Origin of the sequence: Massilia pseudoviolaceinigra, from assembly GCF_030846505.1 — a bacterium.
Lineage (GTDB): Bacteria > Pseudomonadota > Gammaproteobacteria > Burkholderiales > Burkholderiaceae_D > Telluria_A > Telluria_A violaceinigra.
The window spans coordinates 48,897-63,262 of the sequence record NZ_JAVCWL010000042.1; the positions used below are offsets into that span (position 1 = coordinate 48,897).

Here is a 14,366-nt window from a genome sequence, read left to right on the forward strand (position 1 = left end):
AATGAGCCATCCGACCAAGCCCCGCATCGCCCTGATCGCCCACGACAAGAAGAAGGACGACATGATCGTGCTCGCCGCCGAGTACATCGATTTCCTGCGCGGCTGCCAGCTGATGGCGACCGGCACCACCGGCGCGCGCCTGATCAAGGAACTCGGGCTGGCGGTCGAACGCAAGGAGTCCGGCCCGTTCGGCGGCGACCTGCAGATCGGCGCGGCCCTGGTCGAGGGCCAGATCGACGCGGTGGTGTTCCTGCGCGACCCGATGACGCCGCAGCCGCACGAGCCGGACATCAACGCGCTGGTGCGCGCCTGCGACGTGCACAATGTGGCCTGCGCCACCAATCTGTCGACCGCCCATTTGCTGCTCTCGCAGCTCAGGCTCGCGGCCGCATAAACAAGCTTAGAATCAACAAGGAGTCCAGCATGATGGCAAAAGCAATCCGTATCAACCGCACCGGCGGCCCCGAAGTGATGGAATACGTCGATGTGGAAGTGAGCGAGCCCGGACCGGGCGAAGCGCGCGTGCGCCACGCCGCCTGCGGCGTCAATTTCATCGACGTGTACTTCCGCACCGGCTTGTATCCGCAGCCGCTGCCGGCGGGGCTGGGCATGGAGGGCGCCGGCGTAGTCGAGGCGGTGGGCGAGGGCGTCACCGAGGTGGCCGTGGGCGACCGCGTGGCCTACGCGGGCCGTCCGAACGGGGCCTATTCCGAAGTGCGCAACCTGCCAGCCGCGCTGCTGCTGCGTCTTCCCGACGCGATCTCGTTCGAGACCGGCGCCGCCATGATGCTGCAGGGGCTGACCGTGCAGTACCTGTTTCGCCGCACCGTGCCGCTCAAGCGCGGCGACACCATCCTGTTCCACGCGGCGGCCGGCGGCGTGGGCCTGATCGCGTCGCAATGGGCGCGCGCGTTGGGCGTAAACATGATCGGCACCGTCGGTTCCGACGAAAAGGCGGCGTTGGCCAAGGCGAGCGGCTGCAGCCACGTCATCAACTACAACACCGAGGATTTCGTGGCGCGCGTGATGGAGATCACCAATGGCGAAAAGGTCTCGGTGGTGTACGACTCGATCGGCAAGGATACCTTCACCAAGTCGCTCGATTGCCTGCGCCCGCTCGGCATGATGGTCAGCTTCGGCAATGCGTCCGGGCCGGTGCCCGATTTTTCGCTGGCCGAACTGTCCGCGCGCGGCTCGCTGTTCATCACCCGTCCGACCCTGTTCAGCTACGCCGCCAGGCGCGCCGACCTGGAAGCCATGGCCGCCGATCTGTTCGCGGTGGTGGCCAGCGGCGATGTGAAGATCGATATCAACCAGACCTACAAACTGGCCGATGCCGCGCAGGCGCACATCGACCTGGAAGCGCGCAAGACGACCGGCTCGTCGATCCTGGTGCCATGAGCGCGCCCGACGACGATGGCTCGCCCAAGTTCGGTCGCCTGCTGATCGGGCTTGTGCTGGCGGTGCTGCTGATCGTGGGCATCACGTTCGGCTCGGAGGCGTGGCTCGGCCATCCATAGCAAGCCGGCCGCACAAAGAAAAACGCGCACCGTGAAGCGCGTTTTTTTGTAAAGGGCAGGCCAATCAGCGTTCGCGTTTGAGTTCGACCCGCCTGGCCACACCGCTCACGCCCGGGAATTCGGCAAAGGCGCTTTGCACCAGTGCCGGCATCAGCGCCGGCGTGGACATTTCGCGGCTCATGTTATACACGGTGACGTCGAACAGGCGCTTGCCGCCGGGGATAGCCTTGATCGCCACCTGCAGCTCGCGCCGGTATTGGTGATCGATGCGCTCGCGGTACATCGGCGCGCCGCTCCAGAACGGATCGTAGAAGGGGCTGTGCCAGCCGCCCCAGTAGCGCCGCGCGCCCCAGTAGCGGCCGCGGTAGCCGTAGCCATAGCCGCCGAAAGCGAAACGCGGGTGCGGGATGAAGAAGGGATCGACCACGTCGACCACGCGCACCGGCACGTCGGTGGTGGTGAATTTCATCGAGATTTTCAGGGTCGGCTTGCCGCTTTCGCCGGCGTCCTGGAAACCGAGGCGCGCCAGCTGGCCGCGCACCAGGTTCTGGTAGCTGCGCAGTTCGAGCGTGTCGTCCTGCACCGGCGGCGCCTCGAACACATAGGTTTTATCCTGCAGCTCGGCCGGCCACTGGTGAAAGGTGGTCACATTGCTGCGGATCGTCGTCGCACAGCCTCCCAGCAGCAAGGTCAGGGCCGCACCGGCAGCCATCAATAATCGTCTCATCGCATTACTCCCATACTCAAAACGGATTTCACCGAAGCTAACTTTATGGCTCACAGTCTATTTTCGCAGAATTTTTACAAGTTGTTACCCGGTACACACTGCGATACAGGCAATGAGGAACGGCGCAACGTTGCGGTATTGGTAAAATAGGCACCCGACTCACCCGTCCTTCCCGAGATCCCATGCGCACAGACACTCCGCAAACCATCTATCGCAAAGATTACACACCGCCCGGCTTTCTGGTGGAAACGGTCGAACTTGGCTTTGATCTCGACCCGGAACGCACCATCGTCGCCAGCCGCCTGACCATGAGCCGTAATCCCGTCAGCAAGGTACGCGAGATTGAGTTGCATGGGGAAAATATTGTCCTGGTCGCCCTGCGGATGAACGGCAAGACCCTGTCCAAGCGCGATTACCGGCTGGACGACAAGATGCTGGTCATTCCCAACGCGCCCGACGAGGTCACCTTGGAAATTGAGACTCTGACAGTACCCGTCAAGAACACGACGCTGAATGGGTTGTACGTGTCTAACGGCAACTTTTTTACGCAATGCGAGGCTGAAGGTTTCCGCAACATAACGTATTTCCCCGACCGTCCCGACGTGATGGCGAAATACACGGTGATGCTGCGCGCCGACAAGGCGACCTATCCGGTGCTGCTGTCGAACGGCAACCTGATCGAGGAGGGCGATCTGGGCGATGGCCGCCATTTCGCCAAGTGGGAAGACCCGTTCAAGAAACCATCCTACCTGTTCGCCCTGGTGGCGGCGCGCCTGGTGTGTCAGGAAGAAACCTTCAAGCTGGCCGACGGCCGCTCGGCGCTGCTGCAGGTGTGGGTGGAAGAGGGCAATCTCGACAAGACCGATTACGCCATGCAGTCGCTCAAGAACAGCATCCGCTGGGATGAAGAGCGCTTCGGGCTCGAACTCGACCTGGACCGCTTCATGATCGTGGCGGTGGGCGACTTCAACATGGGCGCGATGGAAAACAAGGGCCTGAACATCTTCAACACCAAGTTCGTGCTGGCCAATCCGCGCGTGGCCACCGACATCGACTACGCCGGCATCGAGGCCGTGGTCGGACACGAGTATTTTCACAACTGGACCGGCAACCGCATCACGTGCCGCGACTGGTTCCAGCTGTCGCTGAAAGAAGGGCTGACGGTATTTCGCGACCAGGAATTTTCGGCCGATATGATCGGCACCGAGAGCGGGCGCGCCGTCACCCGCATCGACCAGGTGCGCACCTTGCGCCAGGCCCAGTTCCCGGAAGACGCGGGGCCGATGGCGCATCCGGTGCGTCCCGACTCTTTTGTGGAGATCAATAACTTCTACACCGTCACCGTGTACGAAAAAGGCGCGGAAGTGGTGCGCATGTACCAGACCCTGCTTGGGCGCGAACGCTTCCGCAAGGGCATGGACCTGTATTTCGAGCGGCACGACGGCCAGGCCGTGACCTGCGACGACTTCCGCGCCGCGATGGCCGACGCCGGCGGGCGCGATCTGACCCAGTTCGAGCGCTGGTACAGCCAGGCCGGTACGCCCGTGGTGCGCGCCGAAGGCCGCTACGACGCCGACGCGCTCACCTACGAGCTGACCCTGACCCAACGCTGTCCGGCCACGCCCGGGCAGGAAGACAAGCTGCCGTTTCATATTCCGGTGGCGGTGGGCCTGCTGGGCGCCGACGGGCGCGACCTGCACCTGAACGTCGATGGCCTCGATGCCGTCACCGCGGTGCTGGAACTGACCGAAGAAACGCGGACCTTCCGCTTTTCCGGCGTGAAGGAAGCGCCGACGCCATCGATCCTGCGCGATTTTTCCGCGCCCGTGGTGCTCGAATACGACTACACCGACACCGAACTGCTGCACCTGTTCAGCCACGACAGCGACCCGGTCAACCGCTGGGAAGCCGGCCAGCGCCTGGCGATGGCGCGCCTGCTCAAGCTGACCGATGCCGTGGCCAAAGGTGACACCTTGACCCTCGACACCACCTTCATCGAGGCGCTGCGCAAGATCCTGGCCGACGAATCGCTCGATGCCGCCTTCCGCGAACAAGCCTTGCTGCTGCCGTCCGAAACCATGATGGCCGAGCAGATGCACGTGGTCAATCCGCAGGCCATCCACCAGGCGCGCCAGTTCGTGCGGCGCACCATCGGCCAAGCGCTGCGCGTCGACTTGCGCGCCCAGTACGCCGCCAACCAGACGCCCGGCGCGTACAGTCCCGACGCCCTGTCGGCGGGACGGCGCGGCCTGAAAAACCTGGCCCTGGCTTACCTCGCGTCCACTTCCAGCGAAGAGGGCATCGCCCTGGCGCAGGCGCAGTTCGACAACGCCGGCAATATGACCGACCGGGTAGCCGCGCTGGCGGCCCTGATCCATGCCGGCGCTGCCTCGGCGCAGGTCGCGCTACAGTCGTTCTACGCCGACTTCGACAACGAGGCGCTGGTGATCGACAAGTGGTTCGCGATGCAGGCGTCAGCCCCGGCGACCGATGTCGCCGCGGTGCGCGAATTGATGCGCCATGCGGCCTTCAACATCAAGAACCCGAACCGCGCGCGCAGCCTGGTATTTACTTTCTGCGTCGGCAATCCGTCGCAGTTCCATGCGCCGGACGGCAGCGGCTACGCGTTCTGGGCCGAGCAGGTCATCGCGCTCGACGCCTTGAATCCGCAGGTGGCCAGCCGCCTGGCGCGCTCCATGGACCGCTGGCGCAGGTACGCGCCGGCGCTGCAGGCGCCAATGAAAAAGGCCTTGCAAAAGGTCGCCGGCGTGAAAAAATTATCGAACGACGTGCGCGAGGTGGTGAGCAAGGCGCTTGCCAACTGATGCCGTCGTCAGCAAAGAATGTAAACAAACCAAAGGGAAGTGAATGAAACGCGTCAGTCTCACGCAACACCTGGTCGAAGAACAACGGCTGCACAACTCCATCCCGGCCGAACTGCGCCTGCTGATCGAAGTGGTCGCACGTGCCTGCAAGACCATCAGCCATGCGGTCGGCAAGGGAGCGCTCGGCGATATCCTCGGCAGCGCCGACACCGAGAACATCCAGGGCGAAGTGCAGAAAAAGCTCGACGTGATCTCCAACGAGATCCTGCTCGAAGCGAACGAATGGGGCGGCCACCTGGCGGCCATGGCGTCGGAAGAGATGGAGTCCATCCATCCGATCCCGAACCGCTATCCGATGGGCGAGTACATGCTCTTGTTCGACCCGCTCGACGGCTCGTCGAACATCGACGTGAACGTCTCGATCGGCACCATTTTCTCGGTACTGAAGGCGCCGGAAGGCATGGGCACGCCGACCGAAGCGGACTTCATGCAGGCTGGCAGCATGCAGGTCGCCGCCGGCTACGCCGTGTACGGCCCGCAGACCATGCTGGTGCTCACCACCGGCAATGGCGTGAACTGCTTCACCCTGGACCGCGAAATGGGCTCGTGGGTGCTGACCCAGCGCCACATGATGATTCCCGAGGCGACCAAGGAATTCGCGATCAATATGTCGAACTCGCGCCACTGGCATGCGCCGGTGCAGCGCTATGTCGACGAGCTGCTGGCCGGGTCGACCGGCGTGCGCGGCAAGGACTTCAATATGCGCTGGGTCGCCTCGATGGTGGCCGACGTGCACCGCATCCTGAACCGCGGCGGGATCTTCATGTACCCGGCCGATACGCGCGACACCTCGATGCCGGGCAAGCTGCGCCTGATGTACGAAGCGAACCCGATGGCGATGATCGTCGAGCAGGCCGGCGGCGCCGCGACCGACGGGCGCACCCGTATCCTCGATATCGCCCCGCACAAGCTGCACCAGAGGGTGCCGGTGTTCCTGGGATCGAAGAGCGAAGTCGAGCGCGTGAGCAGCTATCACGCCGAGTAAAAGTGGTCTTTTTCACAAAAAAGTAAAAGAACGCGCATTCGCACTAGCAATTTTGCAGCGTTCTTTGCTAGAATACGCGTCTTCGCCGATTTAGCTCAGTTGGTAGAGCAGCACATTCGTAATGTGAAGGTCGCCAGTTCGATTCCGGCAATCGGCACCAAGTACATGCATCAAAGTCAGAACCCGCACGCCTCACGGCGTAGCGGGTTTTTTCTTGTGGGTGCTGCGCCCGACTTCTCTTTGTTTCCGCTCCGCTGACTGGCCCCGGTGCTCAGCCCATAGCTCCGCCGCGACACGTGATGGGCCGTTCATAGTCAGTCATGGCGTCGCGGCAATGAACGCCAAGAACGCGTGTTGGAGCCGGTGCAATGCGCGCACCGGCTTTGAATATTCGGCCGACTAATTATAAAGGCAAGTAGTCCGGCTGATAATTTTCGCCGCGAATGCGTGCGCCAGGTCCATAAAAATGCCCGAAGAGGGCGGGCTCGGCGGAGATAGGTCGACCGGTGACGAGCTGCAATGGCGTGTCCCCGGACTCCTCAGACGCGATTCATCAGCGTGCGCGCTTCCTGGCGCACCACGCGTCCGACGATGATGCATTCACCACCGCGGCAAGCCCGCCGGTGGTACGCCGGGTCCGGATTCATGGAAGATAGATACCATTCGCGGCCGTCGCGCACCAGTTGCTTGACCACGGCTTCGCCATCGAAATTTACCGCGTACAACTCGTTGTTGATCGGTTTGGTGTCCGCGATATTGATGACCACGACATCGCCTTCGATCATCAGCGGCCACATGCTGTCGCCCTTGACGCTGATGGCCAGCAGGCATTGCGGCACCAGGTCGTTTTTCTCGATGAAGCGGCGCGGCAGATTGATGGTCGTGTCGGTTTGATCCTCTTGCGAGGCCTCGAAGCCCATGACGCCGGCGCGCAGCGTCAGGCTGACCTTCTTGATGGGGATGTATTCATCCTGATCGGCATCGATCGTGATGCGCCTGCCGACGAGGCGGAAATCGTTCTCGCGCGACTGCGCCATGGCCATCGCATCCTTGGCGGCGGCGTAGTCGTCCGCATGCGCGGCCAGCGCCGTGCTGAAGGCCGAGATCGGCACGCCCAGCAGCTTCGAAAACTTGATGGCGACGTCGATATTCAATGGAATTTTTCCGTTGAGATATTGGTTCAACGCGCTTTGGCCAAATTCCATCTGGTTGGCGGCGGCTTCCTGGGACGCGGGCAGCCCTTGGCTGCGGCGCGCGTGTTGCCACTCAATGAAGAGTTGCTTGAGCTGCGCTGCTTCCGCGAGCTCGTGTTGGTTTAGGGGGAGGGCTGGCATAGACCGAACAATATAAGTAAAACTAATAAAATGCAATCAGTCTGACTGTTGACAAAAGCGATTAGTAAGACTAATATAGTGGTTATGAACACAACGATACCGATCCGGGTCTTGCCCGGCTTTACCAGGGTCTTGCTTCGGCAGGAGGTCGCGATCTCCTGCAGTTCGCGGGGCCGGTTCAAGCCACCTGACGCGTCCGCCCAGCCGGCCTGCGTGTTGTGCTGACGGCTTGCGCGATCAGTCACAGCGATGGGTTTGCCTCACCAGTGCCCGCGCAGCTTGATGCCCGCCGGGCCTGACCCGGCAGTTCGACCAGTTTGACCCCAAGTCCGGCGCCATTGCCAATTGCGATGGCGGCCGTCCCGCCACGCCCGCGCCAGCGGCAGGCATTCCACCAAGGAGAACAGATGACCGTCCAACCAGAACTCAATCATGAAGCGCGCCAGTTGCTCGCCATCGCATGCGCCTGGCGAGCGAGCCGCAACGCCACCATCGCCGCCGGTGGCGTGATCGGCGAATTGACCGCGCTGCGCCATCGCCTCGACAGCGATGCCCTGGCCCAAGCCATCGACGCTTACTGGAGGGCGGCATGAGACGTCATCTGGTCGATCAACTTCGCTATAACATTCTGGCCGCACTCGCGCACGGGCCCACGCAAGTAGCCCCGCTGGCCCAACGCCTGGGCGCCGACGCCGAAAAAGTGCGCCAGCAATGCCTGGAGCTGTTTCGCGAAGGGGCCATCGGGCGCGATCCGCGCACGCGGCGCGCACGCATGGTGTACCGGGCCGGCGGCCTGCCCGAGGCCGCCGAGGCGGATCCGCACCCGATCCAGCGCGTCCTGGCGTCGGAATGGAAGGGCCACCCCTACCGCGATCCGCTGGTTGCTGCGTTGTTCGGCCCGACGGGAAGGGCGCATGGGGCCGGCTTTGGCTTGCCGCACCATGGCGGCCATCGGGCCGACTGCTAGCCGGTTGCGCGCGTCGCCGGCCGCTGAGGTCAGGGCGCGCTCGCATGACGCGGGCCAGTCGCACCAGCGCGGGCCCTTGCGCCGCCGGCCAACTGCGCCCTACGCGAGGACAAGATGCGGGCCAGTTGCACTGGCGCATGCAGGCACGACGCGGACCGGCCGCACCGACCCACGCGGACCGGCCACACTGCCCCACGCCGACCAGTCGCATTGGCGTTCTCCGGTCCTCGGCCAGTGCGCGCTGGCACGCCGCGGACCCACTGCGCCAGCGAGCCGCTGGCCAGCTTTGCCAACATGCGCCCCTGAAGCGCCACTGGCACCCACCACGCCGCTGTCGCATCGCGGTTCCGGCAAAGGCAAGCCCATGGAATACATAAAAAGTCTTTTCGACGGCATTTCGTACGGTCTTGCTGTCAGCACTTTTCTGGGATTTCTGCCGCCCTTCGCGGCGCTCGTATCGATTCTGTGGATCGGGTTCCAGTTTTATCATTCGGAACCGATGAGGGCGCGCCGCGCCAGACGAGCGCACGGAAAAAGCGAGTAGCTGACCACCCTCTGTCGCTTTACATCAATGGACGACAGCGGACCCGGCACTGCGTGCCTGCTGTCAATCGCCGGGGCTGACTGTCGCGGTACCTGCTACGCCCTTGATCGAGTCGCTTGATCTACTCATCTTGCGCCCGTACCGGCAGGCGTCAATGACGCCCGGTTGAGGCTGCGCAAAGCGCTCAACGTCCGCCTAGCTGTCGTCCTGCACAACGATGCCGTCCGGCATGCATGGCAACTCTGTTAGTCACCGCACAGTGAACAAAGAGTAATCGTTATATTTTTTGTATTCGGCGTCCCCAAGACGTCACCACCGCGCTGGTATAAAACTTTTAGAGGAATGGATCATGGACAATCAGAAATCGAATGGCGGCAACGGAAGCAATATTGGTAACGAAGGTTCGGGCAGCAGCATGGGCAAGGATCTCGGTGCAGGCCGCAGCGATGGCAACAAAGGTAACGACAACAATAAAGGCAGCGATCTGAGCAAGAGCGCGACCGACATGCACAAAACTATCGACAAGGCAGCCGACGCTGCCCAGCCAGTGGTCGATCGCCTGGCCTCCAGCGCGCACGCCGGCGTCGACAAAGTCAGCGGTGCCCTGAACGGCGTCACCGGTCGCGTGGACGAAAAAGCCCGCCAGCTGACCGATGCGTATAAGAACTTCGCAGAAACCGGCCGCGACTACGTTCGCACCAGCCCGGCGACCTCGGTGCTGGTCGCCCTGGGCATCGGCTACACGCTGTCGAAACTGCTGGGCCGTCGTCACTGATCAGCGCGCTCATGCGCTGGCACGGCCCGGTCGGCTCACGCCGTCCGGGTCAAGTCCGTACATGCCTACACTCCCGTTTTGATCGTTTCGCTACCGTGCCCAGGCAGGTGGTGTCGCATTCCCGCGCCGGTCTCTCGTCAAACACTTATTAGTTGAGGTATTTAATGGTCACACGCAAGAAAACTGGCGCCACGGAAGATGGTGCCGGCTCCATCCTGAGCACGGTCTCCGGTCCCTCGAACGCCCAGCCTCCCGCCAGCCTGGGCAGCAGCGATCCGATCGCCGAGCAGCTCCTGATCAAGACCGTTTCCGGTCAACAGCTCGCCGCCGCGATGCCCTTCAATCCGAACAAGCCAGCCGAGTACGGCGACGCTTCGCGCACGCCGCCGCCTGGCGCGACGGCCGAGCCATCGACGCCGGCCGCGACCGGCAGCACCAGTACCGAAACCATCGCGTCCAGCAAGCTCGGCGCCGGCGTGCCGCCGGTCGGCGAGAACCCGACCGTGGGCCCGCTCGACCGCGTGCGCGTCGACGGCGGCGGCCAGCGCCTCACTACCAACCAGGGCGTGCCGATCGCCGACAACCAGCATTCGCTCAAGATCGGCCTGCGCGGGCCGACCGCGATGGAAGACTTCATCCTGCGCGAAAAAATCACGCATTTCGACCACGAGCGCATTCCCGAGCGCGTGGTGCACGCGCGCGGCTCCGCTGCCCACGGTTATTTCGAAAGCTACCAGGACCTGAGCGCGGTGACCCGCGCCTCGCTGTTTGCCCAGCCCGGCAAGCGCACTCCCGTCTTCACCAGGTTTTCGACCGTCGCCGGCGAAAGAGGTTCCTCCGATACCGTGCGCGATGTGCGCGGCTTCGCCGTCAAGTTCTACACCGACGAAGGCAACTGGGATCTGGTGGGCAATAACATGCCCGTCTTCTTCATCCAGGATGCCATGAAGTTTCCGGACCTGGTGCACTCGGTCAAGCCCGAGCCGCACCACGCCATGCCGCAAGCTTCGAGCGCCCACGATACCTTCTGGGACTTCGTGTCCCTGATGCCGGAATCGACCCACATGCTGCTGTGGCAAATGTCGGACCGCGCGATTCCGCGCAGCTACCGCACGATGCAGGGTTTCGGCGTGCACACTTTCCGTCTGGTCAATGCAGCCGGCGCGTCGGTGTTCTGCAAATTCCACTGGACCCCGCTCCAGGGCACGCACTCGCTGGTGTGGGACGAGGCCGCCAAGCTGGTGGGCGCCGATCCCGATTACCACCGCCGCGACCTGTGGGAAGCCATCGACAGCGGCAATTTCCCCGAATGGGAGCTGGCGCTGCAGATCTTCACCGAAGAGCAAGCCGAATCGTTTGCCTTCGACGTGCTCGATCCGACCAAGATCGTTCCCGAGGAACTGGTCCCACTGACCCCGGTCGGCAAGATGGTGCTCAACCGTAACCCGGATAACTTCTTCGCCGAAACGGAACAGGTGGCCTTCTGTACCGCCCACATCGTGCCCGGCATCGATTTCAGTAACGATCCGCTGCTGCAAGGCCGTATCCATTCCTACCTCGATACCCAGATCAGCCGCTTGGGTGGGCCGAACTTCCATGAAATCCCGGTCAATGCGCCGGTGGCGCAGGTGCAGAACAACCAGCGTGACGGCATGCACCGCCAGGCCATCCACCGTGGCCGCGTCAATTACGAGCCGAACTCGCTGGCCGGCGGTTGCCCGTTCCAGGCCGGTATGAAGTCAGGCTTCACCAGCTTCCCGCAGACGATTTCCGAAGACAAGGTGCGCGGCAATCCGGAACTGTTTGCTGACCACTATTCCCAGGCGCGCCTGTTCTTTAACAGCCAGAGCCCGGTCGAACAGGCCCACATCGCGGCCGCCTTCCGCTTCGAGCTCACGCGCGTGCAGACTCCGGCCGTGCGCGAGCGCGTGCTCGCTACCCTGGCCAATGTCAACCCGGTCCTGGCCGGTTCCGTTGCGGGCGGTCTGGGCATGGACGTGCCGCCGCCGCTGCCGCTGGCGACCGACCGTCCGCTGCACGAGTACGAGCCGTCGCCGGCCTTGTCGCTGCTGAGCCGTCCGGGCGAAACCGGCATCCGCACCCGCAAGGTGGCCGTGCTGGTGGCGAACGGGGTTGATGGCGCCATGGTGCGCGCCATCTACAGCTCGCTGCTGGAAGACGGCGCCGTGCCGCGCGTGGTCAGCAGCCAGCTGGGCAAGGTCAAGACCAGCGACGGCGCTACCCTGGACGTGGAAATCACGCTCGAAGCCGGTCCGTCGGTGCTGTATGACGCGGTGGTCGTGCCCGATGGCGATGCGGTCACCGTGCTCGGCCGCGACGCCCATGCGCTCGATTTTGTGCGCGAGCAGTATCGTCACTGCAAGCCGATCCTGGTCGTGGGCGCGGGCGCCGCGCTGCTGAAGAAGGCAGGCGTGCCGCCGGCGCTGCCGGACGGTTCGGCCGACCCGGCCCTGATCGGAACCGAAAGTGGCGCCCTGGCGCCGGCGCTGGCCGCGTTCAAGACGGCATTGGCCGGCCACCGCTCTTTTGCGCGCGAAACCGATCCGCCGAAAGTGTAAGCGGACAAGCCAAAAAAAACGCCAGCAATGCTGGCGTTTTTTTCGTCCGAGAGGCGCGTCGCGGATCAGCGGAAGGTGTCGTACTCGCCCTTGCGGCGACGCGACATGAAGCCGATCAGGCCCAGGCCGGCCAGCAGCATGGCATAGTTTTCCGGTTCCGGTACCGGCGTGGTCGGTACTTCGAAGGCCGTCTTGCTCAGGTCGCGCGCGAAAATGGTCAGGTTCGAGTAATCGGCCAGCTTGCCGCCCGGGTTGAGCGCATTCAGGGTCCAGCTGCCCGTGCTTGTCGCACCGGCGCCGAGCACTTCATTGTCGAACAGCCAGGCGGAGCTGCCGCCGGCGACGTGCATCGCGAACACCAGGTCCAGCTTGACATTGTTTTTCACGTCGTTGTTGGCGACCGTCCACGAACCATGGCGCCCGTCGGTCTTGTCGAATGTGAAGGTGAGGCTGGCGCCCAGCTTGCCGGTCGAGATCGCAACGCCATTGTCGGCCTTGCTGCCGAAGGCGGCGATCGAGGTCCAGCCCTGCCTGGAGCCGTACAGCGCAAAGTCGCTGGCGAAACCGCTGCTGCCGCCTTTGGTGGCGTTGCCGCTCTGGGGATCGACGCCGCCGGCATAGTCGACGGCATCGGCGCTCACGCCGCTCAGGCTGACGTCGCCCTTGGCGGTCTTGCCGGCGCTGCCGCTGGCAGCCGCATGCACGCCGGTGGCGAACAGGACGGACGAGCAAAGCACTGCGCCCAAGCTAATCGTTTTAGCAATGTTTTTCATGTCGTTTCCGATGATTAGAAATTGATCGAGAAAGCATTGCGGGGGTTAGGCAGCGCTTGATGCAAATGCAGTAGTACAGGAGTAGATAGTACCGCACGTATTGATGAGATTCAAGCGAGAAAGTTATATTAACTTAATGAAACTGATAAAAACATAACTTTCGCCCGATATATTGCTTCCCAAAAATAACACATAGTCGCAAGCCGGCTTGCCGAATCAGGCTCAACGGCGGGACGTATGGCGTTGGCGGGGCGCCCGGGAGGCGCTGGGCGTTGCATCCCAGCGCAGCACGGAGCGTTGTTTCGATCCAACAAAAACGCCAGCGCGAGGCTGGCGTTTTTTAACTGGCTGACCGCGGCGGATCAGTGGAACAGCGGCTGCGCGCTCTTGCGGCGACGCGACATGAAGCCTACCAGGCCCAGGCCGGCCAGCAGCATGGCATAGGTTTCCGGTTCCGGCACCGGCGTGGTCGGTACCTCGAAGGCGGTCTTGCTGACGTCGCGCGCGAAGATGGTCAGGTTCGCGTATTCGGCCTTGCTGCCGAACAAGTTCAGCGCGTTGAAGGTCCAGCTGCCGTTGCTGGTGGAACCGGCGGCCAGGGTTTCGTTATCAAACAAAAAGGCCGAGCTGCCGACGCCGCCGTACATGGCGAACACGAGGTCGAGTTTGACATTGTTATTCACATCATTGTTGGCAACGGTCCACGAACCGTGGCGGCCATCGGTTTTGTCGAAGGTGAAGGTCAGGTTGGTGCCGAGCTTGTTGGTCGAGACGGCAACGCCATTGTCGGCCTTGGCGCCGAAGGCGGCGATCGAGGTCCATCCCTGCTTCGAGCCGTACAGGGCGAAGTCGCTGGCAAAACCGCCGCTGCCACCCTTGGTGGAGAAAAAGCCCTGTGGATTGACCAGGAAGGCGTAGTCGGCCGCATCGGCGCCGGCGCCGTTGAGCTTGACGTCGCTCTTGCTGGTATTGCCGCTCCAGGTCGCCTGTGCGCTCGAGGTAAACAGGACGGATGCGCAGAGTGCCGCGCCAATAGTAATATTTTTAGCAATGTTTTTCATGTCGTTTCCGATGAGGGAGAATAGTGGACAAGCATTGCGAGGATTAGGCAGCGCTTGGTGCAAATGCTGAAACGGGGGCGTAGTATAAGGCACGTGTTGATATTATTCAAGCAAGAAAGTTATTATAACGCAATTTTCCTGATAAATACACAACATCCACGAGAAATAATGTTTCAATATGTAAAACGCCAGCGCGAGGCTGGCGTTTTTTCATTG

Annotated in this window: 13 protein-coding genes and 1 tRNA gene; 10 read left to right on the plus strand and 4 right to left on the minus strand. The window is 62.6% G+C overall.

Translation table 11 applies throughout. The features are described from left to right. Position 1: 1 nt before the first annotated feature. The 3 genes from RBA40_RS29605 to RBA40_RS29615 are packed head-to-tail and all read left to right on the plus strand — an operon-like array spanning position 2 to position 1,520. Entirely contained in the window at positions 2-394 is a 393-nt protein-coding gene (locus tag RBA40_RS29605; RefSeq protein WP_099875370.1) for a methylglyoxal synthase, read from the plus strand. Between the two features lie 32 nt (positions 395-426). Continuing rightward, the gene (locus RBA40_RS29610; RefSeq protein WP_306652176.1) at positions 427-1,401 is read left to right on the plus strand and encodes a quinone oxidoreductase family protein; all 975 of its coding nucleotides are present in this window, start codon (positions 427-429) and stop codon (positions 1,399-1,401) included. Continuing rightward, positions 1,398-1,520, plus strand: a complete 123-nt coding sequence (locus RBA40_RS29615; RefSeq protein ID WP_306652162.1) for a hypothetical protein — start codon at positions 1,398-1,400, stop codon at positions 1,518-1,520. Before RBA40_RS29610 ends, RBA40_RS29615 begins: the two co-directional genes overlap by 4 nt. 64 nt (positions 1,521-1,584) lie before the next feature. Here RBA40_RS29615 and RBA40_RS29620 read toward each other — a convergent pair whose 3' ends face one another. Further along, complete coding sequence (locus RBA40_RS29620; RefSeq protein ID WP_306652163.1) at positions 1,585-2,247, minus strand: DUF4136 domain-containing protein; 663 nt, start codon at positions 2,245-2,247, stop codon at positions 1,585-1,587. Positions 2,248-2,429: 182 nt separating this feature from the next. Between RBA40_RS29620 and pepN the strand changes: the two genes are divergently transcribed. The 3 genes from pepN (at position 2,430) to RBA40_RS29635 (ending at position 6,277) form a co-directional block, all read left to right on the plus strand. After that, positions 2,430-5,072 (plus strand): aminopeptidase N, encoded by a 2,643-nt coding sequence (pepN, locus tag RBA40_RS29625; RefSeq protein ID WP_306652164.1) that lies wholly within the window; start codon positions 2,430-2,432, stop codon positions 5,070-5,072. Between the two features lie 43 nt (positions 5,073-5,115). Beyond that, positions 5,116-6,117 carry a class 1 fructose-bisphosphatase gene (locus RBA40_RS29630; protein WP_306652165.1) on the plus strand — a complete coding sequence of 334 codons (1,002 nt, stop codon included), beginning with the start codon at positions 5,116-5,118 and terminating at the stop codon, positions 6,115-6,117. 84 nt (positions 6,118-6,201) lie between these two features. Further along, positions 6,202-6,277: transfer RNA gene (locus RBA40_RS29635), tRNA-Thr, on the plus strand. 379 nt (positions 6,278-6,656) lie between these two features. Here the strand turns inward: RBA40_RS29635 and RBA40_RS29640 are convergent. Continuing rightward, a complete protein-coding gene (locus RBA40_RS29640) occupies positions 6,657-7,451 on the minus strand; it encodes a LexA family transcriptional regulator (protein WP_306652166.1) in 795 nt (264 codons plus the stop codon). 407 nt (positions 7,452-7,858) lie between these two features. Between RBA40_RS29640 and RBA40_RS29645 the strand changes: the two genes are divergently transcribed. The 4 genes from RBA40_RS29645 (at position 7,859) to RBA40_RS29660 (ending at position 12,316) form a co-directional block, all read left to right on the plus strand. Next, positions 7,859-8,044, plus strand: coding sequence for a hypothetical protein (locus tag RBA40_RS29645; protein ID WP_306652167.1), 186 nt, complete (start codon positions 7,859-7,861; stop codon positions 8,042-8,044). After that, positions 8,041-8,418 (plus strand): DprA-like winged helix domain-containing protein, encoded by a 378-nt coding sequence (locus RBA40_RS29650; protein ID WP_306652168.1) that lies wholly within the window; start codon positions 8,041-8,043, stop codon positions 8,416-8,418. Before RBA40_RS29645 ends, RBA40_RS29650 begins: the two co-directional genes overlap by 4 nt. A gap of 893 nt (positions 8,419-9,311) precedes the next feature. Then, positions 9,312-9,737 (plus strand): ElaB/YgaM/YqjD family protein, encoded by a 426-nt coding sequence (locus tag RBA40_RS29655; protein ID WP_306652169.1) that lies wholly within the window; start codon positions 9,312-9,314, stop codon positions 9,735-9,737. A 164-nt stretch (positions 9,738-9,901) separates the two neighbouring features. Further along, the gene (locus tag RBA40_RS29660; RefSeq protein WP_306652170.1) at positions 9,902-12,316 is read left to right on the plus strand and encodes a catalase; all 2,415 of its coding nucleotides are present in this window, start codon (positions 9,902-9,904) and stop codon (positions 12,314-12,316) included. Between the two features lie 65 nt (positions 12,317-12,381). On the opposite strand, the gene RBA40_RS29665 is transcribed toward RBA40_RS29660, so the two are convergent. Beyond that, entirely contained in the window at positions 12,382-13,089 is a 708-nt protein-coding gene (locus tag RBA40_RS29665) for a PEP-CTERM sorting domain-containing protein (RefSeq protein WP_306652172.1), read from the minus strand. A gap of 362 nt (positions 13,090-13,451) precedes the next feature. After that, on the minus strand, positions 13,452-14,150 hold the full coding sequence (locus RBA40_RS29670) for a PEPxxWA-CTERM sorting domain-containing protein (RefSeq protein ID WP_306652174.1): 699 nt from the start codon (positions 14,148-14,150) through the stop codon (positions 13,452-13,454). Positions 14,151-14,366 lie beyond the last annotated feature (216 nt).

What these genes read in the sequence shown, in the direction of transcription:
- RBA40_RS29605 (WP_099875370.1), top strand. Translation starts at nt 2, where the DNA reads ATGAGCCATCCGACCAAGCCCCGCATCGCCCTGATCGCCCACGACAAG.
- RBA40_RS29610 (WP_306652176.1), top strand. Translation starts at nt 427, where the DNA reads ATGGCAAAAGCAATCCGTATCAACCGCACCGGCGGCCCCGAAGTGATG.
- RBA40_RS29615 (WP_306652162.1), top strand. Translation starts at nt 1,398, where the DNA reads ATGAGCGCGCCCGACGACGATGGCTCGCCCAAGTTCGGTCGCCTGCTG.
- RBA40_RS29620 (WP_306652163.1), bottom strand. Translation starts at nt 2,247, where the DNA reads ATGAGACGATTATTGATGGCTGCCGGTGCGGCCCTGACCTTGCTGCTG.
- pepN (WP_306652164.1), top strand. Translation starts at nt 2,430, where the DNA reads ATGCGCACAGACACTCCGCAAACCATCTATCGCAAAGATTACACACCG.
- RBA40_RS29630 (WP_306652165.1), top strand. Translation starts at nt 5,116, where the DNA reads ATGAAACGCGTCAGTCTCACGCAACACCTGGTCGAAGAACAACGGCTG.
- RBA40_RS29640 (WP_306652166.1), bottom strand. Translation starts at nt 7,451, where the DNA reads ATGCCAGCCCTCCCCCTAAACCAACACGAGCTCGCGGAAGCAGCGCAG.
- RBA40_RS29645 (WP_306652167.1), top strand. Translation starts at nt 7,859, where the DNA reads ATGACCGTCCAACCAGAACTCAATCATGAAGCGCGCCAGTTGCTCGCC.
- RBA40_RS29650 (WP_306652168.1), top strand. Translation starts at nt 8,041, where the DNA reads ATGAGACGTCATCTGGTCGATCAACTTCGCTATAACATTCTGGCCGCA.
- RBA40_RS29655 (WP_306652169.1), top strand. Translation starts at nt 9,312, where the DNA reads ATGGACAATCAGAAATCGAATGGCGGCAACGGAAGCAATATTGGTAAC.
- RBA40_RS29660 (WP_306652170.1), top strand. Translation starts at nt 9,902, where the DNA reads ATGGTCACACGCAAGAAAACTGGCGCCACGGAAGATGGTGCCGGCTCC.
- RBA40_RS29665 (WP_306652172.1), bottom strand. Translation starts at nt 13,089, where the DNA reads ATGAAAAACATTGCTAAAACGATTAGCTTGGGCGCAGTGCTTTGCTCG.
- RBA40_RS29670 (WP_306652174.1), bottom strand. Translation starts at nt 14,150, where the DNA reads ATGAAAAACATTGCTAAAAATATTACTATTGGCGCGGCACTCTGCGCA.